Source organism: Streptomyces sp. NPDC058295, assembly GCF_042880655.1.
Lineage (GTDB): Bacteria > Actinomycetota > Actinomycetes > Streptomycetales > Streptomycetaceae > Streptomyces > Streptomyces coriariae.
Genome location: NZ_JBHVYO010000046.1, coordinates 15,373 through 33,596, shown reverse-complemented (window position 1 = coordinate 33,596; position 18,224 = coordinate 15,373). Strand labels below are relative to the sequence as shown.

Sequence of the window (18,224 nt, the reverse complement as noted above, 5' to 3'; positions counted from 1 at the left end):
CCTAGTGTGATCGTCATGCAGCTCCGGTACGCGTTTCGCCTGTACCCGGACGCCGGTCAACAGGTCGCGTTGGCGAGGGCGTTCGGGTGTGCGCGTGTCGTGTTCAACGACTGCGTGCGTGCCCGCGAGGACGCCCGCAGGGCGGGCAAGTCCTTCCCCAAGGCCGGTGAGCTGTCCACCCGTCTGATCACCGAGGCGAAACGGACCGCCTCGCGGTCCTGGCTGGGTGAGGTGTCCGCGGTCGTCCTGCAGCAGTCGCTGCGCGACGCCGAGGCCGCCTACAAGAACTTCTTCGCCTCCCTGAAGGGCGCCCGCAAAGGTCCAAAACTGGGTGCGCCCCGGTTCAAGTCCCGCAAGGACAATCGGCAGTCGATCCGGTTCACCGCCAACGCCCGCTGGAAGATCACCGACAGCGGGCGGCTGGACCTGCCCAAGGTCGGGGCCGTGAAGGTGAAGTGGTCCCGGACCCTGCCCGCCACCCCGACCTCTGTCACCGTCATCAAGGACAGTGCGGGCAGATTCTTCGCCTCGTTCGTCATCGACACCGACCCCGCTGCCGACGCGAACCGTATGCCCGCCACCGGCCAGAACATCGGCATCGACCTCGGCCTCACCCACTTCGCCGTCCTGTCCACCGGCGAGAAGATCGACTCACCCCGGTTTCTACGCCGGGCGGAGAAGAAGCTGAAGAAGGCCCAGCGGGAACTGTCCTGCAAACAGAAGGGATCGAAGAACCGCGAGAAAGCCCGTCTCAAGGTCGCCCGCGCCCACGCCCAGGTCACCGACGCCCGCAAGGAGTTCCACCACCAGCTCTCCACCCGGCTGATCTCCGAGAACCAAGGAATCGCCGTGGAGAGTCTGTCGGTGACGGGACTGGCGCGCACCCGGTTGGCCAAGTCCGTCCACGACGCAGGCTGGACGGCGTTTGTGAGCATGCTCGAATACAAAGCCCAGCGGTACGGACGAACCCTGATCAAGATCGGCCGGTACGAGCCGACGAGTCAGGTCTGCTCCACCTGCGGGGTCAAGGACGGTCCCAAACCCCTCAACATCCGGGAATGGACCTGTACCGCCTGCGGCACCCTCCACGACCGGGACCACAACGCCGCACTCAACGTCAAATCGGCCGCCGGACTGGCGGTATCAGCCTGCGGAGCGCCGGTAGGACCAGAACTTGTTCTGGCACAGCGCGAAGAAACAGGAAGCCACGGATTCTCTACCGGAAACCGTGCCGCGTAGCGGCACTGCAACCGGTAAAGAAGGCCAGACTCCTCGCCCTTCAGGGCGAGGAGCATGTCAAGACGAGGCCAGTTCGTAGGCGTACGACGGGCTGAACTCGCCGGCCGCCCCCTTGCAGCCGTCCGACTCCCCCGGCAGCTTCACCCACAGGTAGGCGTGGATCCGGGCCTCACCGGTCCGGAAGGTGGGGGCCCGGCCGATGCTCCGGCCGTCCGGGTCGCACCACTCGCCGCCGGTGGGCGCGCCGTTGCCGTTGCGGCTGGTGTCGATGACGGCGCCCAGGCCGGGCGGGCCGCCCAGGGCGTCCAGGACCCGGCGGTCGTAGGCCACCTCGTCCGCCGTGCGGTGGAAGTTGGAGACGTTGCTGAAGATCCCGTCGGAGGAGGCGGCCGAGGCGGCACCGGCCTGTCTCAGCAGCGCGGCCTGCTCGGCCGGGTCGTTCCAGCCGGAGTGCCCGGCGTCGTAGTAGACGCGTGCCTTCGGGTCGGCCGCCTTCAGCACGCGTCCCGCGCGGGCCAGCGCGGCGAGCCGGCCGGCCCGCCCGGCCTCGTCGAGACAGTCGGTCTGGGCTATCGAGTCGGGCTCCAGGACGACCACGACCTCGCCGGAGCCGAGCCCGGCGGCGAAGGCGTCGATCCAGCCCGCGTAGGCGTCGAGGCCGGGCGCCCCGCCGTCGGAGGCGCCGCCGCAGTCGCGGTCCGGGATCGCGTACGCCACGAGGACGGGCACCCGGCCCTGACCGGCGGCGCCCGCCGTGACCGCGCGGACCCGCGAGGTGACGGTGTCGGGGGCGTACTCGGTGAACCACACGGCGGCCGGCCGGCTCGCGATCCGGGACTCGATGACGGCGGTGCGCGGATCCGCCGGGTTGGCGCGCACCCAGTCGAGGACCTGGGACTCGGGGTGGCGGTAGAGGCTCGTGGTCACGGCGGCCGCCCGCGGCTTTCGCGCGGTACGGCCGGGCGAGGGCGTCGGCCGCACGGTCGGGGCGGAGGCCGAGGGCGACCCGGACGGCGACGGCGGGTTCGCGGTCGAGGGGGACAGGAGCGTCGCGCTCACCTTCGGACGGGCCCGGTCCGTGCCGCGCGGGTCGTCGCCGTCGTCGCCGTCGCCGAGCGCGGTCAGCAGCCCGGCCGCGGTGCCCAGGGCCACCACCACCGAGGCGGCGGCGACCATGACACTCCGCCGCCCGGACCGTCGCTCACGTACGCCTCGCACCGTGCTGTTCCCCTCCCGTACGACGGGCTCGTTCCCCCGTTCCGGGGAAGCGTCGGGCCCGCCGACACGCGGGCCAGCCTAGGACTGCCACCCTGCCCCCATGCCGCAATTGGAACAGTTCACCGCTTCCGTCGAGACAGGCCCCGACACGGACCGCGCGAGTGTCGACGATGTGCTCGCCCGGATGCGCGCCCTCGACGCGGCCCTGCCTCCCGGGGACGGCATCGCGGTCTTCAACCGCGTCTACCTCGCGGTGACCCGGGAGGTCGACCGGCGCATCGACACCGGCCGCTTCCCGGACGCACGGGCCGCCACCACGCTGGACGTTCGGTTCGCGAAGCGCTACCTGGACGCGGTGGGCCCCGGGCCCGCCGACCGGCGGCCACCGGCCTGCTGGCGCCCGATGCTCCAGTTCCGCCGCCATCCCGGCGTACGCCCGCTGCAGTTCGCGCTCGCGGGCATCAACGCGCACATCGGACACGACCTCGCGCTCGCCGTGGTGGACGCCTGTCGTAGCCTCGGCTGCGAACCGGCCGAGCTGGAGGACGAGTTCGACCGTGTGGGCGAGCTACTCGGCTCGCTGGAGGAACGCATCCGCGAAGAGCTGATGCCGGGCCCCGACCTGTTGCAGATCGCCGACCCCCTCACCCATCTGCTCGGCTCCTGGAGCCTGGACCGCGCCCGGGACGCCACCTGGACGGCGGCCCGGGCCCTGTGGGCGCTGCGCCGGCTCCCCGACGTGGCCGAGGAGTTCACCGAACGCCTCGACACCGCCGTCGGCTTCGCGGGCCGCATGATGCTCACCCCGCTGTCGGGCCTCGCGCTGTGAGACCTCGTGCTGCGGGGCCTCGTCCAGTGAGACCCCGTGCCGTGCGGCCTCAGTCCTCCGGGAGTTCCACCGGCGCGATCTCGTCGTACACGTCGCCCGGGCCCGGGTTGGTCGCGTCGGTCGTCCCGCCGAAGTGGTGCATGACGCCCCAGACCGCGTTCAGCGCGGTCTGCACGGCCCCCTCGGCCCAGCCCGCGGTCCAGGAGATGTCGTCGCCGGCGAGGAAGACGCCGCGCTTGTCCTCGGGCAGCCGGTCCTGCATGAAGTGGGTGAACAGGCGCCGCTGGTAGCGGTAGTGGCCGGGCAGGTTGGCCTTGAACGCGCCCATGAAGTAGGGCTCGTTCTCCCAGGAGACCGTCACCGGGTTGCCGATGATGTGCTTCCTGATGTCGACGTTCGGATAGATCTCGCCGAGCGACTTCAGCATGACCTCCATCCGCTCGTTCGCCGACAGCGGCAGCCACTTCAGGCTGTCGTCGCACCAGGTGTACGAGAGGCAGATGACGGCGGGCTTGTCCGGGCCGTCGTCGAGGAGGTAGGTGCCGCGCGTCATACGGTCGGTGAGCGTCATCGACATGACGTCCCGGCCCGTGGGGTTCCCCCTGTCGTCGACGGCCTTGTCCAGCCAGAACGGCCGGTCGACCGGTACGAACAGCTTGCTGGACTCCATGTAGTGGGTGCGCTCGATCGCCGTCCAGTGGTCGATCGGGAAGAGCGAGTCGTCACAGGCGATCTTCGACAGCAGCATCCAGGACTGCGCGGTGAAGATCGCCGCCCGGTAGGTGCGGATGTCGCCGTTCGCGTCCGTCACGGTGATCCGGTTGCCGGCGGTGCGGTGCAGCCGGGTCACGGCCGGGCGGGGCTCGCCGCCCTCGTGCAGGCCCGCCAGCGAGGTGCCGTGGGCCCAGTGGACGATCTTCTCCGGCTCGCGCTCCCAGAGGCGCAGCGGCAGCTGCTGGGAGCCGCCGACGATACCGCGGTGGTGGTCGTCGGCCTCGGTGTAGACGACCCGCAGGATCTCCAGGATGGAGTTCGGGAAGTCCGTGTCCCAGCCACCGGTGCCGAAGCCGACCTGGCCGAAGATCTCGCGGTGCCGGAAGGACCTGAAGGCCTCGGAGTCGCAGAGGAAGCCGTAGAAGGTCTGGTTGTCGAGCTTCTCGACGAGCTTCGCCCAGATCTCGCGGATGCGCGGCACGTCCCGCTCGCGCATGGCCTGGTTCATGTCGGAGAAGTCGGCGCCCTCTTCGAGGCACTTGTTCCAGGCGGCGGCGACATCGCGGTAGACCTGCGGCAGGTCCTCGGCCGTCTCGGCGTAGTGCGACTCGCCCTTGAGGTCGACGACCGTCGACGGGGTCGTCTCGGCGAGCGGGTTGGGGAACGGCTGGGTCCGCAGTCCCACCAGGTCGATGTAGTGCTGGAGCGCCGTGGAGGACGGCGGGAAGCGCATCGCGCCCATCTCGGCGGTGAGGGACGGGTCGCAGCCGTCGAAGCCGACGGTGCGCAGCCGTCCGCCGATCCGGTCGGCCTCGTAGACGACCGGCTTGAGGCCCATCTTCATCAGCTCGTACGCGGCCACGATGCCGGACAGTCCGCCGCCGATCACGGCGACCTCGGTGCCGTGCTCGGTCGCGGGGATCTGCCCGAGACCCGCCGGGTGGGCGAGGAAGTCGTCGTACGCGTAAGGGAAGTCCGGGCCGAACATGGTGATCGGCGGCTGCTGCTCGTCTGCGTGCTCGAGGGCGTTGGGCACGGTGGACGTCATGGGGTACGGACTCCTTGCGCGTGGTGACTCGGGGGGAGGCTCAGGGGGTGACAGGTGCGGGCCGGGGTCAGACCAGGGATCCGTAGAGGCCGGGGCGGCGGTCCTTCAGGTACGGGTTCGCCTCGCGGGACGCGGCCAGGGCGACCGGGTCGGCGTCGGCGAACACCAGCTCCTCGCCGCGTCCGGCGCGGGCGCGGGCGACTCCGTCGGGCCCGGCCAGTGTGGAGAGGCCGACGAACTCGAACTCGCCCTCCCGGCCGACCCGGTTGACGTACGCCACGTACAGCTGGTTCTCGAAGGCGCGGACCGGGATCACCGACTCGGCGACGAACTGGAAGGGGTGCATCTGCGCGGTCGGCACGACGAGGAGGTCGGTGCCGGCGAGGGCGTGGGCGCGGACGTTCTCCGGGAACTCGACGTCGTAGCAGATCATGAGGCCGACGGTGAGGCCGTTCAGTTCGGCCTGGACGACCGGCTGCCCGCCCGGCTCGAAATGGTCGCGCTCGAAGCAGCCGAAGAGGTGGGTCTTGCGGTAGTTCGCGAGCCGGCCGCCGTCGGCGGAGATCAGCTGGGCGGAGTTGTGGACCGTCTCGCCGTGGCGCTCCGGGTAGCCGTACGCGATCGCGAGGCCGTGCCGGCCGGCGATCTCGGCGACGGCGTCCGCGGAGTCCCCGTCGGCGGGCTCGGCGAGGCGGGCGATGTCGTCGCCGATCGCGTACCCGGTGAGGAACATCTCCGGCGCGACGAGCAGCCCGGCGCCCGCGGCGGCGGCCCGGTCCGCGGCCTCGTCGAGGACCTTCAGGTTCTCGACGACGGAGCCGGGGCGGCCGGAGCTCTGGAGCAGGGCGGTGCGCATGCGGGATCCTCACCGGGCGAAAGGGTGGTTGTGGGGGCCATCTAGACGGTACGGGCGCGCGCCCGGGCGGGACAAGAAGGAGCCGTTGCGCGCCGGTGAGCGGAACGTTGCGTGCGCGGACCGCCGGGCGGCGATTCGTTGCGCCCCTTCACTCGCCCCCCACTCGCCGCCCTCGCTCACACCGTCCCCTCGCTCACCGCCTCCTCGCTCGCCCTCACCAGTCCCTCCCCCGGGCCACCGTCGACATCGTCAGCGCGGTCAGCAGGTACGGCACCGCGCACAGGGCGAAGACGACGCCGTGCGGGAACGTCGAGCCGAGGGCGCCGTACGCGCCGTACACCGCGATGGTCACCACCTCCGTGCCGAGGCTCGCGACCGAGGTGAGGGTGGCCCGGCCGGTGCCCTCGATGCGCTGCTGGAGCCGGACGTCGGCCAGCACGGTCGCCAGCTGGAAGCCGCCGAAGGCGAGGGCGACGAGGGTGATGCCGGCCGGCGTGCCGCTGATCCCTCCGACGGCGAGGGCGAGCGCGGAGAGGGCGAGCAGCGCGGCGAATCCCCTGCGGCCCAGGCGCTCGGCCGGTCCGGCCAGCAGGCTTCCGGCGGTGACGCCGGCCCAGATCAGCACCAGCAGGTGGGGGACGCTCGCCTCCGGTACGCCCGTCTGCCTGACCAGCAGGGGTGTGTACTCGTCGAGGGCGCCCCACACCGCCGTCACGGCCGGGACGAGCAGCAGGGCACCGCGTACGGAGCGGTCGCGCCGGGCGTCGGCCAGTCCGGCGCGCAGGGTCGCGGCCCCGCCGTCGCCGTCGGCCGTCGGCCGCCGGTGCTCGACGAAGCGGGTCGCCGTCGCGGCGCAGAGCAGACACGCCAGCACACTGGCCGCACCGACGGCCGGGTACCCGCCGACCGCGAAGACCGGCCCGGCCAAGCCCATCGCCGCCATCACGGCCACCTGGCCCACCGCGTGCGCGCGGCCCGTCAGCCGGGCGTACCGGTCAGCGGCACCGGCCCGGTCCAGCTCCTCGTAGACCAGTGCCTCCAGCGCGCCGGATCCCAGCGCGCCACGCGCGCCCCACAGGACGAAGCCGGCCGCGAAGGCCCAGTACGACGGGAACAGCACCCACAGGGCGAAGCCGGCCGCGCCCAGCAGCGGGCCGATCCACAGCAGCAGCCGTCGGGAGACGGCGTCCGCCCAGGCGCCCGAGGGCACCTCCAGCAGGACGCCGGTCAGCGACCACAGGACGAACAGGGAGGAGATCTGCCCGACGGACAGGCCGCTGTCCGAGAACAGCAGCGCGTACACCGGGTAGAGCAGCACGAACTCGTCGAGGAACGCGTACGCGTACAGCGTGGCGGTCAGTCGACGGACGTCGGAGCCGGTCGTGGATCAATGTCGCCAGGTCATGCGACCGATGGTAGACAGGTCCGGCTCCGCTGCCCAGCGAATACGCAACGCCGCGACGCCGACGCCCGACGGTCGATCGCCGACCCACCGCCGTCCCTTCGCTCGGCCTGTGGGAGGGTCGCGGTGGGGGACGGGCCCGACGTCATGGAGGTCCTGGTGGAGATCACTGCGTTGCCGCGGGTCGACGAGCACACGACGATCATCACGGCCGAGGCCGCCGACGTCTGGAGGGGACTGGGCGAGACCCTCGACCGGTCCTTCACCCGGCCGGGCTCCGCTACGCGCGCCTCGTCGGCGCCACCGACCGTACGGCCTCGGGGCCCGGCCCCCTCGCCGAGGGCTCGACGCTGCACGGCTTCCGGGTGGCGGAAGCGGTGACCGGACGGAAGCTCGTCCTCGTGGGCGGCCACCGCTTCTCGTCGTTCGCCCTCGTCTTCCGGCTGGACGAGGCCGGCCCGGGGCGCACCCGGCTGTGCGCCGAGACCCGGGCCGCCTTCCCCGGCCGAGCCGGCGGCCTCTACCGCGGGCTCGTCATCGGCACGGGCGGGCACGGACTCGTCGTACGGAGGATGCTGGCGTCAGCCCGTCGCCGCGCGGAACGCCGCTGATCAGGTCGGGGACCCCGCGGAGAAGCGGCGCAGCAGGGGTGACAGGACCAGCACGGACTTCGTCCGTTCCACGAACGGCTCTCCCGCAATGCGCTCCAGCACCCGCTCGAAGTGGCGCATGTCGGCGGCGAAGACCTGGGCGACGGCGTCCGCCTCCCCGGTGACGGTGGACGCGGCCACCACCTCCTGGTAGCGCTCCAGGCCCCGCTGGATGGTCTCCGGGGAGGTGTTGCGCCGGCAGTAGATCTCGACGAACCCCTCGGTCTCCCAGCCGAGGGCCGCCGGGTCGACCCGTACGGTGAAGCCGGTGATGGCTCCGGTGGCCCGCAGCCGGTCCACCCGCCGCTTCACGGCGGGTGCGGACAGCCCGACCAGTTGCCCGATGTCCGCGAAGGAGCGGCGGGCGTCCTCGGCGAGGGCGTGCACGATGCGTTCGTCGAGATCGTTCAGCACAGTGGGTTGATCACTTCTCAGATGGTGCGGGCGCTGCGAGACGGGAGCGGCGGTGGCCGTAAAGGAAGTAGAACACGAGCCCGACCGCCATCCAGACTCCGAAGACCACCCAGGTGACGGCCGACAGGCTGCCCATCATCCAGACGCAGAAGGCGAGCCCCAGCGCCGGCAGTACCGGCGAGAGCGGCACCCGGAAGGTCCGGGGCATCTCGGGACGGGTCCGGCGCAGCACCACGACCGCGATGTTGACCAGCCCGAACGCGAACAGCGTACCGATGCTGGTGGCGTCCGCCAGCTGGCCCAGCGGGATCGCGGCGGCCAGCACACCGCAGAACAGCGACACGATCACCGTGTTCGTGCGGGGCGTGCCGGTCTTCGGGTGGACGCGGGAGAACACCTTGGGCACCAGGCCGTCCCGGGACATCGCGAAGAGGATGCGGGTCTGGCCGTACAGCACGGTCAGGACGACGCTCGCGATGGCGATGACCGCGCAGAAGGCGAGGAGGGTGCCCCAGAAGGACTGGCCGGTCACCTCGCGCATGATCTGCGCGAGCGCGGCCTCGGAGTCGCCGAACCGCCGCCAGGGCTTGGCGCCCACGGCGACGGCCGCGACGAGGACGTACAGCGCCGTCACGATGACGAGCGACAGCATGATCGCGCGGGGCAGGTCGCGCTGCGCGTTCTTGGCCTCCTCACCGGCGGTGGAGGCGGCGTCGAAGCCGATGTACGAGAAGAACAGCGTCGCACCGGCCGCGCTGACGCCCGCCATGCCCAGCGGCATGAAGTGCTCGTAGTTGCCGGAGCGGAAGCCCTGGACGCCGATGGCGCAGAACAGCACCAGCGCGGCGATCTTCACGGCCACCATGACGGTGTTGGCGCGCGCCGACTCGCGGGCACCGCCGAGCAGGAAGGCCATGGCGAGCAGGACGACGATGAGGGCCGGCAGGTTGAAGATGCCACCGTCCCCCGGCGGCGCGGACAGCGCGTCCGGGATGGTCACGCCGATCGTCCCGTCGAGCAGCTCGTTGAGGTACTCGCCCCAGCCGACGGCCACGGCGGCGACCGACACGCCGTACTCCAGGACCAGACACCAGCCGCAGATCCAGGCGATCAGTTCGCCCATCGTCGCGTACGCATACGAGTACGAGGAGCCGGCGACCGGGATGGTGCCCGCCAGCTCGGCATAGGACAGAGCCGAGAAGAGCGCGGTGAGTCCGGCGATCACGAAGGAGAGCGTGACGGCGGGACCGGCCTTGGGCACCGCCTCCCCGAGGACGACGAAGATGCCGGTGCCGAGGGTGGCGCCGATGCTGATCATCGTGAGCTGCCACAGCCCGAGGGAGCGCCTGAGGGAGCCTCCCTCGCCCTGGCCACCCTCGGCGACCAGGTGTTCCACGGGCTTGCGCCGCATGAGCCGCGCGACGGGCCCCGGGGACGCGGGGGCGGTCCGACTGCGTTGTTGCGGGGGTGCGCCTTGATCGAGCACGCGCTGACTCCTTCGTCGCTGCCTCTCGGCGTGACGGGAACCGGCGGCACACCTGCGCGAGCAGGAACCCACCGAGCGGGGTCCCCGCCACGCTACGTACAGCGCACGACCCTACGAGCAGGGCCGTAGCACTCGTAATGCTGCAATCTTGCGCATACACGCAAGATCGTTGCGTTCATCGCACCAGGGTGCGTATTCATTGCACGGGAGCTGAAGCGCCCTGAAGGGGCGCGGGGCCGTGTCGATATGCGGCTCCGCCACGCGGGCGCGACCGGCCACAACCCACTCGCATCCGAGACACGGCGACGAGCACCGTTCATCCGGGCTGCCCTGCGGAGCGCCTCGCGGAGCTACCAGCTCGCGTGCAGCGGCTTGCCCTCCGCGTAACCGGCCGCGCTCTGGATACCGACGACGGCCTTCTCCGCGAACTCCTCGAGCGAGCCCGCGCCCGCGTAGGTGCAGGAGGAGCGCACACCCGCGATGACCGAGTCGATCAGGTCCTCGACACCCGGGCGGGCCGGGTCGAGGAACATCCGCGAGGTGGAGATGCCCTCCTCGAACAGCGCCTTGCGGGCACGGTCGTACGCCGACTCGTCGGAGGTGCGGTTGGCGACGGCGCGCGCGGACGCCATGCCGAACGACTCCTTGTACAGCCGGCCGCCCGCGTCCTGCTGGAGGTCGCCCGGGGACTCGTAGGTGCCCGCGAACCACGACCCGATCATCACGTTGGACGCGCCGGCGGCCAGCGCCATGGCGACATCGCGCGGGTGCCGGACCCCGCCGTCGGCCCACACGTGCTTGCCGTACTTCTTCGCCTCGGCCGCGCACTCCAGGACCGCCGAGAACTGCGGCCGGCCCACACCGGTCATCATGCGGGTGGTGCACATGGCGCCCGGGCCGACCCCGACCTTGATGATGTCGGCGCCCGCGTCGATCAGGTCCTTGACGCCCTCGGCGGAGACGATGTTGCCGGCGACGATCGGCACCCGCGGGTCGAGCGAGCGCACGGTCCGGATCGCGCTGATCATCGACTCCTGGTGGCCGTGCGCGGTGTCGATGACGAGCGTGTCCACGCCCGCGTCGAGCAGCTGCTTGGCCTTGCCGGCGACATCGCCGTTGATCCCGACGGCCGCGGCGACGCACAGCTTGCCCGCCGCGTCGACGGCCGGCGTGTACAGGGTGGCGCGCAGGGCGCCCTTGCGGGTGAGGATGCCGGCGAGCTTGCCCTCCCGGTCGACGGCGGGGGCGTAGCGCCGGTTGGCCGTGTCGAGGGTGTTGAAGGCCTCGCGCGGGTCGATGTCGGCGTCCAGGAGCAGCAGGTCCCGGGACATGACGACCTCGAGCTGGGTGAAGCGGTCGACCCCGCTCAGGTCCGCGTCGGTGACGACACCGACCGGGCGGAACTCCTCGTCGACGACGACACCCGCGTTGTGCGCGCGCTTGGGCAGCAGGGCCAGGGCGTCGGCGACCGTCTGGTGCGGGGCGAGCACGATGGGGGTGTCCAGCACCAGGTGGCGGCTCTTGACCCAGGTGACGACGTCGGTGACGACGTCGATCGGAATGTCCTGCGGGATCACCACCAGCCCGCCGCGACGGGCCATGGTCTCGGCCATCCGGCGACCGGCCACGGCGGTCATGTTGGCGACGACCAGCGGAATCGTGGTGCCCGTGCCGTCCGGGGCGGCCAGGTCGACAGCCTGACGCGACCCGACCGCGCTGCGGCTCGGCACCATGAAGACGTCATCGTAGGTGAGGTCGTACGCGGGCTGGATGTCGTTGAGGAAACGCACGTGCTGCACATCCCAGTCGATCAGAGGTGACCCCCGGACAGGTCAGCCAGGGGGAGAAGCACGTACTTCATTCTCCCACGACGGCCGCGATGCGATGCCCGGACAGAACATCCAAGCAGCTCAGGGGGGTCTTAGGAGGATCCTCCGAGGGCGAGCAGCACGGACAGCGCCGGCACCTGGTCGACCGCCTGGGCGAACACGTCCTGCGCGATCACCCACTCCTGCGGCCGTGCCTCGGCGTACGGCCGCCAGTTCCGTACGACGATCTGGAGCCCGCCGTCCCCGGGCGGGGCCTGGAGGTCGGTGAGGCTGTCGGCGAGGGCGTCCCAGTTGCGCCCGAACCAGTCGGGCAGGCCGAGGGCGTCGGCGCAGCGGTCCATCAGGGCGGACTTGTCGGTCACCCCGTCGAGATCCAGCGTGACCACGAACTGCGTCATCTCAGCACCGCCCGGAAGGTGTCGTAGTGATCATCGGTGTAGTAGATCTCGTCGCCCTGCCCGGTGACAACGCGCCGGGCGCCGCGGTCGCGCGAGCCCGGCGTCTCGACGGTGTATTCGTGGTAGTAACCCCGCTTGTGCGCGGGCAGCAGCCCCTCGAAGTTCCCGAAGACGGCGCCGTCCTTGGCGTACGGGAAGGGGCCGCCGTCGTCGATGAGCCGGAGCGTCCGGCGGGCGTCGGCGGGCAGTTCGGACTCCCGGACCGTGGCCAGGCCGCCGGCCCAGGACGGCTCGGCGGCCGTGGCGACGGCCGCGGTGGAGTCCTGCGGGCCGGGCTCCCCCGTCGTACAGCCGGTGAGCAGGGCGAGCGGGAGGAGCAGTCGTACGAGCACGCGGGGGACGAACCGCAGCAGCATGCGTTCGATGCTGTCACGGCCGTCCCCACCTGGCCTGATTCCCGGCGGATCAGATGCCGTCCGGGTCCGTCCGGTTGAGGGCGGGCTTCGGAGTCGGCCCCGCCGTCATCAGGTAGTCGGCCGCCGAGGTGTCCGTCACCAGGCTGGTGACGAGCCCGGAGCGGAGCACCGCGTCGATCGCGGCCGCCTTGCGCTGCCCGCCCGCGATCGCGACGACCTCGGGGACCCGGCGCAGCTGGTCGGTCTTGACCGTGATGCACCGCTCGCCCAGGTCCCGACCGACCCGGCGGCCCTCGGTGTCGAAGAGGTGCGCGGACATCTCGGCGGCGACCCCGAGCGAGGCGTAGTGCGCCCGCTCCTCATCGCTGAGCATGTCGTGCACCGTCGAGATGCCCGGCTCCCAGGAGCCGATGGAGACACAGGCGACCGTGACCTTGTCGAAGTACTCGAAGGCGCGGGCGATCCCGGTCTGGTGGCGCAACGCGGCCGCGGTGGCCGCGTCCGGCAGCAGCATCGGCGCGTAGATGGGGTGCGCGTCGCCGCCGGACACCTGGGCGGCACGGCGGACGGCCTCGACCGAGCCGCGCTCCGCGGTCCCGGCGTCGTAGACGCCCGTCAGCTGCACGACCGTGCACGGCGGCAGCCGGTCCAGCGCCGCCGCCATGTGAATGGTGGACCGGCCCCAGGCCAGCCCCAGTACGTCCCCCTCGTCGACCAGTTCGCCGAGCAGGTCCGCTGCCACTTCCCCCAGGTTCTCGGGGTCCGTGGTCTCCTCGGCCTCGGCCGGGGACTCGACCACGACGGCGTGCCTGAGGCCGTAGCGGGCACGGAGCGCGTCCGAGCGCTCCGCGTCCAGCTCGGCCGGCACGCGGATCTCGATCCGTACGAGATCCCGTTCGAGGGCGGTCTCCAGGACCCGGGCCACTTTGAAGCGGCTGACGCCGAACTCCTCCGCGATCTGGATCTTGGACTTTCCCTCAAGGTAGAAGCGGCGGGCCATGGCCGCCGCCTGCACCAGCTCAGCGGGTCCCATCCGCATGGCTGACCGGCCCGCCGACATACCCGACACGGCGTTCTCCTCACTGCTGTTCACACTCTGGATACGCCGTTCATCCTCGCAGATCCGGCGCAGTTGATCAGCTCTGTTGGGAGCCGTTCACATACCTGTCGGTAAGTGGTTGGTTCAGTGTCCACATGCCCAGGTGGCGCCGGCGGTCGCCGCCTCCGCCTGAGCCCGCAGGCCACGGACCGCCTCCGCCGGGTCGTCCGCCCCGTATACGGCCGAGCCTGCCACGAACACGTCCGCGCCCGCCTCGGCGCACCGCTCGATCGTCGAGGCCGAGACCCCGCCGTCGATCTGGAGCCACAGGTCGAGGCCGTGCTTGCTGATCAACTCGCGGGTGCGGCGGATCTTGGGGAGCATGATGTCGAGGAAGGCCTGGCCCCCGAAGCCCGGCTCGACCGTCATGATCAGCAGCATGTCGAGTTCGGGCAGCAGGTCCTCGTACGGCTCGATGGGCGTAGCCGGCCTGAGTGCCATGGAGGCACGGGCGCCCTTCGCCCGGATCTCGCGGGCGAGTCGCACGGGTGCGGCGGCGGCCTCGACGTGGAAGGTGACGGACGAGGCACCCGCCTCGACGTACTGCGGGGCCCAGCGATCGGGGGCCTCGATCATCAGATGGCAGTCCAGCGGGGTGTCCGTCGCACGGGCCAGTGACTCTACGACCGGCACACCGAGCGTGAGGTTCGGGACGAAATGGTTGTCCATGACGTCGACGTGGAGCCAGTCGGCTCCGGCGACCGCCTCCGCCTCGTCCGCGAGGCGGGCGAAGTCGGCGGACAGGATGCTGGGGTTGATCTGCACGGCCATGACCCAAGCCTGCCATGCCCTCCGGGGGTTGCGGGCACCGGTCCCGCGGGGGGAGCGTGGTTCGTCGCCCGCGGACCGGCTGTGACTGATCGCGCAGCGCCCCGTGCCCCGTGCGGGAGGCGGCCGCACACGGTGGTGACAGAACGGCTCGGAGGGTAGGCATGGCCGAGAATCGCGGTGTCGCGCACCTGGTCTGCGGGCGGCGTGCGAAGTGGCTGGTGCTGGCGTTGTGGCTGGTGCTGCTGTTCCTGACGGCACCCTTCGCCCAGAAGCTCACCGACGCCCAGGACAACGACGCGGCCTCCTGGCTGCCGGGGTCGGCGGAGTCCACCCAGGTGCTGGAGATCTCGCAGGACTTCAGGCCCGAGCAGATCCCCGCGGTCGTCGTCTACGCCCGTGACGGGGGCCTGACGGCCGAGGACCGGGCACAGATCACCGAGGACGCGGCGCAGCTCAGGCAGCTCACCGACCACGGCATCCGCGGCGCCGAGACCCGCGGCCCGGTCTACGACCGCCCGGCCGACCCGCGCGCCGCCCAGATCTACGTGCCGATCACCATGGACGAGCAGGGCTGGGAGCGCATCGCCCCGGCCGTCGACTCGATCCGCGACGTCGTCGGCGAGGGCGGCGCCGGTCTGGCCGTGCACATCACCGGACCCGGCGGTACCTCGGCGGACTTCTCCGAGGCCTTCGAGGGCATCGACTCGACCCTGTTGCTGGCGGCGATGGGGGTGGTCGTCATCATGCTCCTGATCACCTACCGCAGCCCCACCCTCCTGGTCGTCCCGGTGCTCGCCGTGGTCGCCGCCCTGTTCACCGCGCAGGCGCTGATCTACTTCCTGGCCGAGCACGCGGGCCTGACGGTGAACGGTCAGAGCGCGGGCATCCTCACGGTGCTCGTGTTCGGCGCGGGCACCGACTACGCCCTGCTGCTGGTGGCCCGTTACCGGGAGGAGCTGCGCCGGCACGAGGACCGGCACGAGGCGATGGCCCTGGCGCTGCACCGCGCGGGCCCGGCCGTCCTGGCGTCCGGCGCCACGGTCGTCCTGAGCATGCTGATGCTGCTGGCCGCCGAGATGAACTCCACCCGCGGGCTGGGTCCGGTCGCGGCCATCGGCGTGGCGGTCGCGCTGCTGGCGATGATGACGCTCTTCCCCGCCCTGCTGGTGATCTGCGGTCGCTGGATCTTCTGGCCGGCGATCCCGCACTTCGGCTCCTCGGACCCGACCGAGCACGGCGTCTGGGCCCGCACGGGCCGTGGCATCGCCCGCCGCCCGCGCATGGTCTGGGCCGTGACGGCGCTGGTCCTGGCGGTCTGCTCGCTGGGCCTGATCCAGCTGCGCGCCGAGGGCATCGGCAACGCGGACGCGTTCACCGGCACACCGGACTCGATCACGGGCCAGGAGGTGTCGGCGAAGTACTTCCCGGCGGGCAGCGGCGACCCGCTGGTCGTCATCGCCGACCAGCCCCGGGCCGGGCAGGTGAAACGCGCGGTCGCGGGGACGGAGGGCGTCGTGCCGACCTCCCTCGGCCTGCCGCCGGGCACGAAACCCGTCCACGACGGCCAGGTGCTGTTCGAGGCGACCATGACCGACCCGGCCGACAGCGAGGCCGCCAAGCAGACCGTGGAACGGGTCCGGGACGCGGTGCACGAGATACCGGACGCCGACGCCAAGGTGGGCGGCGGCACGGCGGCGCTGCTCGACATGGACAAGGCGACCACGCACGACAACCTGCTGATCATCCCGCTGGTCCTGGCCGTGGTCCTGCTCATCCTGGGTGCCCTGCTGCGCTCCCTGATCGCCCCGCTGCTGCTGGTCGGGACGGTGATCCTGTCCTTCGCCGCGGCCCTGGGCCTCAGCGCGCTGGCGTTCCGTCACCTCTTCGACTACGCGGGCGAGTCGACGGACTTCCCGCTGTTCGTCTTCGTGTTCCTGGTCGCCCTGGGCATCGACTACAACATCTTCCTGACCACCCGGATCCGCGAGGAGGCCGCCCGCCAGGGCACCCGGCAGGGCGTGGTGACCGGCCTGGCGGCCACCGGCTCGGTGATCACCTCGGCGGGCCTGGTCCTGGCCGGCACCTTCGCGGCCCTCGCCACCCTTCCCATGGTCGCCTTCGCGGAGATCGGCTTCGCGGTGGCCCTGGGCGTCCTCCTGGACACCTTCATCGTGCGGTCGGTGCTCGTCACCTCCCTGTTCCTGGACATCGGACCGAAGATCTGGTGGCCGCACCGGCTGGCCCGGGAGAGCCACGCGACCCTGTCGAAGGGACCCACAGGCACCACGGGCCCCGCGCAGCCGGCCGAGAGCACCGAGCCCTGAGAGGCCGAGCGGGTCCGTCAACCTCCACCCTTTGCATGACCATGCGAGTTCATGCATAATCTTCCTATGTCCAAGGTCCTCACCTCCCTTCCCGCCGGCGAGCGCGTCGGCATCGCCTTCTCCGGCGGGCTCGACACCTCGGTCGCGGTCGCGTGGATGCGCGACAAGGGTGCCGTCCCGTGCACCTACACCGCCGACATCGGCCAGTACGACGAGCCCGACATCGCCTCGGTGCCCGGCCGCGCGAAGACCTACGGCGCCGAGATCGCGCGCCTGGTCGACTGCCGCGCCGCACTCGTCGAGGAGGGCCTGGCCGCACTCACCTGCGGGGCGTTCCACATCCGCTCGGGCGGGCGCTCCTACTTCAACACCACGCCCCTCGGCCGTGCCGTCACCGGCACCCTCCTGGTCCGGGCGATGCTCGAGGACAACGTCCAGATCTGGGGCGACGGCTCGACCTTCAAGGGCAACGACATCGAGCGGTTCTACCGCTACGGCCTGCTGGCCAACCCGCACCTGCGGATCTACAAACCCTGGCTGGACGCGGACTTCGTGACCGAGCTCGGCGGCCGCAAGGAAATGTCGGAGTGGCTCGTCGCCCACGACCTGCCCTACCGGGACAGCACGGAGAAGGCGTACTCCACCGACGCCAACATCTGGGGCGCCACCCACGAGGCGAAGACCCTGGAGCACCTGGACACCGGCGTCGAGACCGTCGAGCCCATCATGGGCGTGCGGTTCTGGGACCCGTCGGTCGAGATCGCCACCGAGGACGTGACGATCGGCTTCGACCAGGGCCGCCCCGTGACGATCAACGGCAAGGAGTTCGCCTCCCCCGTCGATCTGGTGATGGAGGCCAACGCCATCGGCGGCCGCCACGGCCTCGGCATGTCGGACCAGATCGAGAACCGCATCATCGAGGCCAAGAGCCGCGGCATCTACGAGGCGCCCGGCATGGCCCTGCTGCACGCGGCCTACGAGCGTCTCGTCAACGCGATCCACAACGAGGACACCCTCGCCCAGTACTACAACGAGGGACGGCGCCTCGGCCGGCTGATGTACGAGGGCCGCTGGCTGGACCCGCAGGCCCTGATGGTGCGCGAGTCGCTCCAGCGCTGGGTCGGCGCGGCCGTCACCGGCGAGGTGACGCTGCGACTGCGGCGCGGTGAGGACTACTCGATCCTCAACACCGTCGGCCCGGCCTTCAGCTACCACCCGGACAAGCTGTCCATGGAGCGCACCGAGGACTCCGCGTTCGGCCCGGTGGACCGGATCGGCCAGCTCACCATGCGCAACCTCGACATCGCCGACTCGCGCGCCAAGCTGGAGCAGTACGCCACGCTCGGTCTGATCGGCACCGGCAGCCCCGCGATCGGCGCCGATCAAGCGGCCGCGACCGGTCTCATCGGCACCATGACGGAACTGCCGGAGGGTGGCGCCGAGGCCATCGCCTCCCGCGGCGAGGTCTCCGACGACGACCAGCTGCTGGACCGCGCCGCGATGGAGTTCGGCACGGACTGACCCCGCGAGG

General features: G+C 71.3%; 17 protein-coding genes. 6 read left to right on the top strand and 11 right to left on the bottom strand.

The window, feature by feature from the left end; genetic code table 11:
* Positions 1–15 precede the first annotated feature (15 nt).
* Positions 16–1,239 carry an RNA-guided endonuclease InsQ/TnpB family protein gene (locus ACFVYS_RS35075; protein ID WP_389508738.1) on the top strand — a complete coding sequence of 408 codons (1,224 nt, stop codon included), beginning with the start codon at positions 16–18 and terminating at the stop codon, positions 1,237–1,239.
* Between the two features lie 57 nt (positions 1,240–1,296).
* Here ACFVYS_RS35075 and ACFVYS_RS35070 read toward each other — a convergent pair whose 3' ends face one another.
* The gene (locus ACFVYS_RS35070) at positions 1,297–2,415 is read right to left on the bottom strand and encodes a glycoside hydrolase family 6 protein (protein WP_389508736.1); all 1,119 of its coding nucleotides are present in this window, start codon (positions 2,413–2,415) and stop codon (positions 1,297–1,299) included.
* A 142-nt stretch (positions 2,416–2,557) separates the two neighbouring features.
* On the opposite strand from ACFVYS_RS35070, the gene ACFVYS_RS35065 reads away from it, so the two are divergent.
* Positions 2,558–3,286 carry a DUF5995 family protein gene (locus ACFVYS_RS35065; RefSeq protein WP_389508734.1) on the top strand — a complete coding sequence of 243 codons (729 nt, stop codon included), beginning with the start codon at positions 2,558–2,560 and terminating at the stop codon, positions 3,284–3,286.
* Between the two features lie 49 nt (positions 3,287–3,335).
* Here the strand turns inward: ACFVYS_RS35065 and ACFVYS_RS35060 are convergent, their stop codons facing one another.
* The 3 genes from ACFVYS_RS35060 to ACFVYS_RS35050 all read right to left on the bottom strand — a co-directional run bounded on the left by ACFVYS_RS35060 (position 3,336) and on the right by ACFVYS_RS35050 (position 7,222).
* Positions 3,336–5,048, bottom strand: coding sequence for a flavin monoamine oxidase family protein (locus ACFVYS_RS35060; RefSeq protein WP_389508732.1), 1,713 nt, complete (start codon positions 5,046–5,048; stop codon positions 3,336–3,338).
* A 67-nt stretch (positions 5,049–5,115) separates the two neighbouring features.
* Positions 5,116–5,904, bottom strand: coding sequence for a carbon-nitrogen hydrolase family protein (locus ACFVYS_RS35055; protein WP_389508730.1), 789 nt, complete (start codon positions 5,902–5,904; stop codon positions 5,116–5,118).
* 214 nt (positions 5,905–6,118) lie between these two features.
* Positions 6,119–7,222, bottom strand: a complete 1,104-nt coding sequence (locus ACFVYS_RS35050; protein WP_389508728.1) for an MFS transporter — start codon at positions 7,220–7,222, stop codon at positions 6,119–6,121.
* Positions 7,223–7,432: 210 nt separating this feature from the next.
* On the opposite strand from ACFVYS_RS35050, the gene ACFVYS_RS35045 reads away from it, so the two are divergent.
* Entirely contained in the window at positions 7,433–7,687 is a 255-nt protein-coding gene (locus ACFVYS_RS35045; protein WP_389508726.1) for a hypothetical protein, read from the top strand.
* Complete coding sequence (locus ACFVYS_RS35040; protein ID WP_389508724.1) at positions 7,684–7,917, top strand: hypothetical protein; 234 nt, start codon at positions 7,684–7,686, stop codon at positions 7,915–7,917. The genes ACFVYS_RS35045 and ACFVYS_RS35040 overlap by 4 nt, the downstream gene beginning before the upstream one ends.
* Here the strand turns inward: ACFVYS_RS35040 and ACFVYS_RS35035 are convergent, their stop codons facing one another.
* The 7 genes from ACFVYS_RS35035 to rpe form a co-directional block, all read right to left on the bottom strand.
* Entirely contained in the window at positions 7,918–8,370 is a 453-nt protein-coding gene (locus tag ACFVYS_RS35035) for an Lrp/AsnC family transcriptional regulator (protein WP_020128883.1), read from the bottom strand.
* Positions 8,371–8,380: 10 nt separating this feature from the next.
* Positions 8,381–9,856 carry an amino acid permease gene (locus ACFVYS_RS35030; RefSeq protein ID WP_389508722.1) on the bottom strand — a complete coding sequence of 492 codons (1,476 nt, stop codon included), beginning with the start codon at positions 9,854–9,856 and terminating at the stop codon, positions 8,381–8,383.
* Positions 9,857–10,206: 350 nt separating this feature from the next.
* On the bottom strand, positions 10,207–11,655 hold the full coding sequence (locus ACFVYS_RS35025; RefSeq protein WP_389508721.1) for a GuaB1 family IMP dehydrogenase-related protein: 1,449 nt from the start codon (positions 11,653–11,655) through the stop codon (positions 10,207–10,209).
* Positions 11,656–11,777: 122 nt separating this feature from the next.
* Positions 11,778–12,083, bottom strand: coding sequence for a barstar family protein (locus ACFVYS_RS35020; RefSeq protein ID WP_314222064.1), 306 nt, complete (start codon positions 12,081–12,083; stop codon positions 11,778–11,780).
* The gene (locus ACFVYS_RS35015) at positions 12,080–12,499 is read right to left on the bottom strand and encodes a ribonuclease domain-containing protein (RefSeq protein WP_389508718.1); all 420 of its coding nucleotides are present in this window, start codon (positions 12,497–12,499) and stop codon (positions 12,080–12,082) included. Before ACFVYS_RS35015 ends, ACFVYS_RS35020 begins: the two co-directional genes overlap by 4 nt.
* A gap of 49 nt (positions 12,500–12,548) precedes the next feature.
* Positions 12,549–13,592, bottom strand: a complete 1,044-nt coding sequence (locus ACFVYS_RS35010; protein ID WP_389508716.1) for a sugar-binding transcriptional regulator — start codon at positions 13,590–13,592, stop codon at positions 12,549–12,551.
* 90 nt (positions 13,593–13,682) lie between these two features.
* A complete protein-coding gene (gene rpe, locus ACFVYS_RS35005) occupies positions 13,683–14,369 on the bottom strand; it encodes a ribulose-phosphate 3-epimerase (RefSeq protein WP_389508714.1) in 687 nt (228 codons plus the stop codon).
* 161 nt (positions 14,370–14,530) lie between these two features.
* Here rpe and ACFVYS_RS35000 point away from each other — a divergent pair, with 161 nt between their 5' ends.
* Complete coding sequence (locus ACFVYS_RS35000) at positions 14,531–16,693, top strand: MMPL family transporter (RefSeq protein WP_389508712.1); 2,163 nt, start codon at positions 14,531–14,533, stop codon at positions 16,691–16,693.
* A gap of 66 nt (positions 16,694–16,759) precedes the next feature.
* A complete protein-coding gene (gene argG / locus ACFVYS_RS34995; protein WP_389508710.1) occupies positions 16,760–18,214 on the top strand; it encodes an argininosuccinate synthase in 1,455 nt (484 codons plus the stop codon).
* The last annotated feature ends 10 nt before the right edge of the window (positions 18,215–18,224 follow it).

Coding starts and splice junctions, on each gene's coding strand:
- ACFVYS_RS35075 (WP_389508738.1), top strand. CDS start 16: ATGCAGCTCCGGTACGCGTTTCGCCTGTACCCGGACGCCGGTCAACAG.
- ACFVYS_RS35070 (WP_389508736.1), bottom strand. CDS start 2,415: ATGGTCGCCGCCGCCTCGGTGGTGGTGGCCCTGGGCACCGCGGCCGGG.
- ACFVYS_RS35065 (WP_389508734.1), top strand. CDS start 2,558: ATGCCGCAATTGGAACAGTTCACCGCTTCCGTCGAGACAGGCCCCGAC.
- ACFVYS_RS35060 (WP_389508732.1), bottom strand. CDS start 5,048: ATGACGTCCACCGTGCCCAACGCCCTCGAGCACGCAGACGAGCAGCAG.
- ACFVYS_RS35055 (WP_389508730.1), bottom strand. CDS start 5,904: ATGCGCACCGCCCTGCTCCAGAGCTCCGGCCGCCCCGGCTCCGTCGTC.
- ACFVYS_RS35020 (WP_314222064.1), bottom strand. CDS start 12,083: ATGACGCAGTTCGTGGTCACGCTGGATCTCGACGGGGTGACCGACAAG.
- ACFVYS_RS35015 (WP_389508718.1), bottom strand. CDS start 12,499: ATGCTGCTGCGGTTCGTCCCCCGCGTGCTCGTACGACTGCTCCTCCCG.
- rpe (WP_389508714.1), bottom strand. CDS start 14,369: ATGGCCGTGCAGATCAACCCCAGCATCCTGTCCGCCGACTTCGCCCGC.
- ACFVYS_RS35000 (WP_389508712.1), top strand. CDS start 14,531: ATGGCCGAGAATCGCGGTGTCGCGCACCTGGTCTGCGGGCGGCGTGCG.
- argG (WP_389508710.1), top strand. CDS start 16,760: ATGTCCAAGGTCCTCACCTCCCTTCCCGCCGGCGAGCGCGTCGGCATC.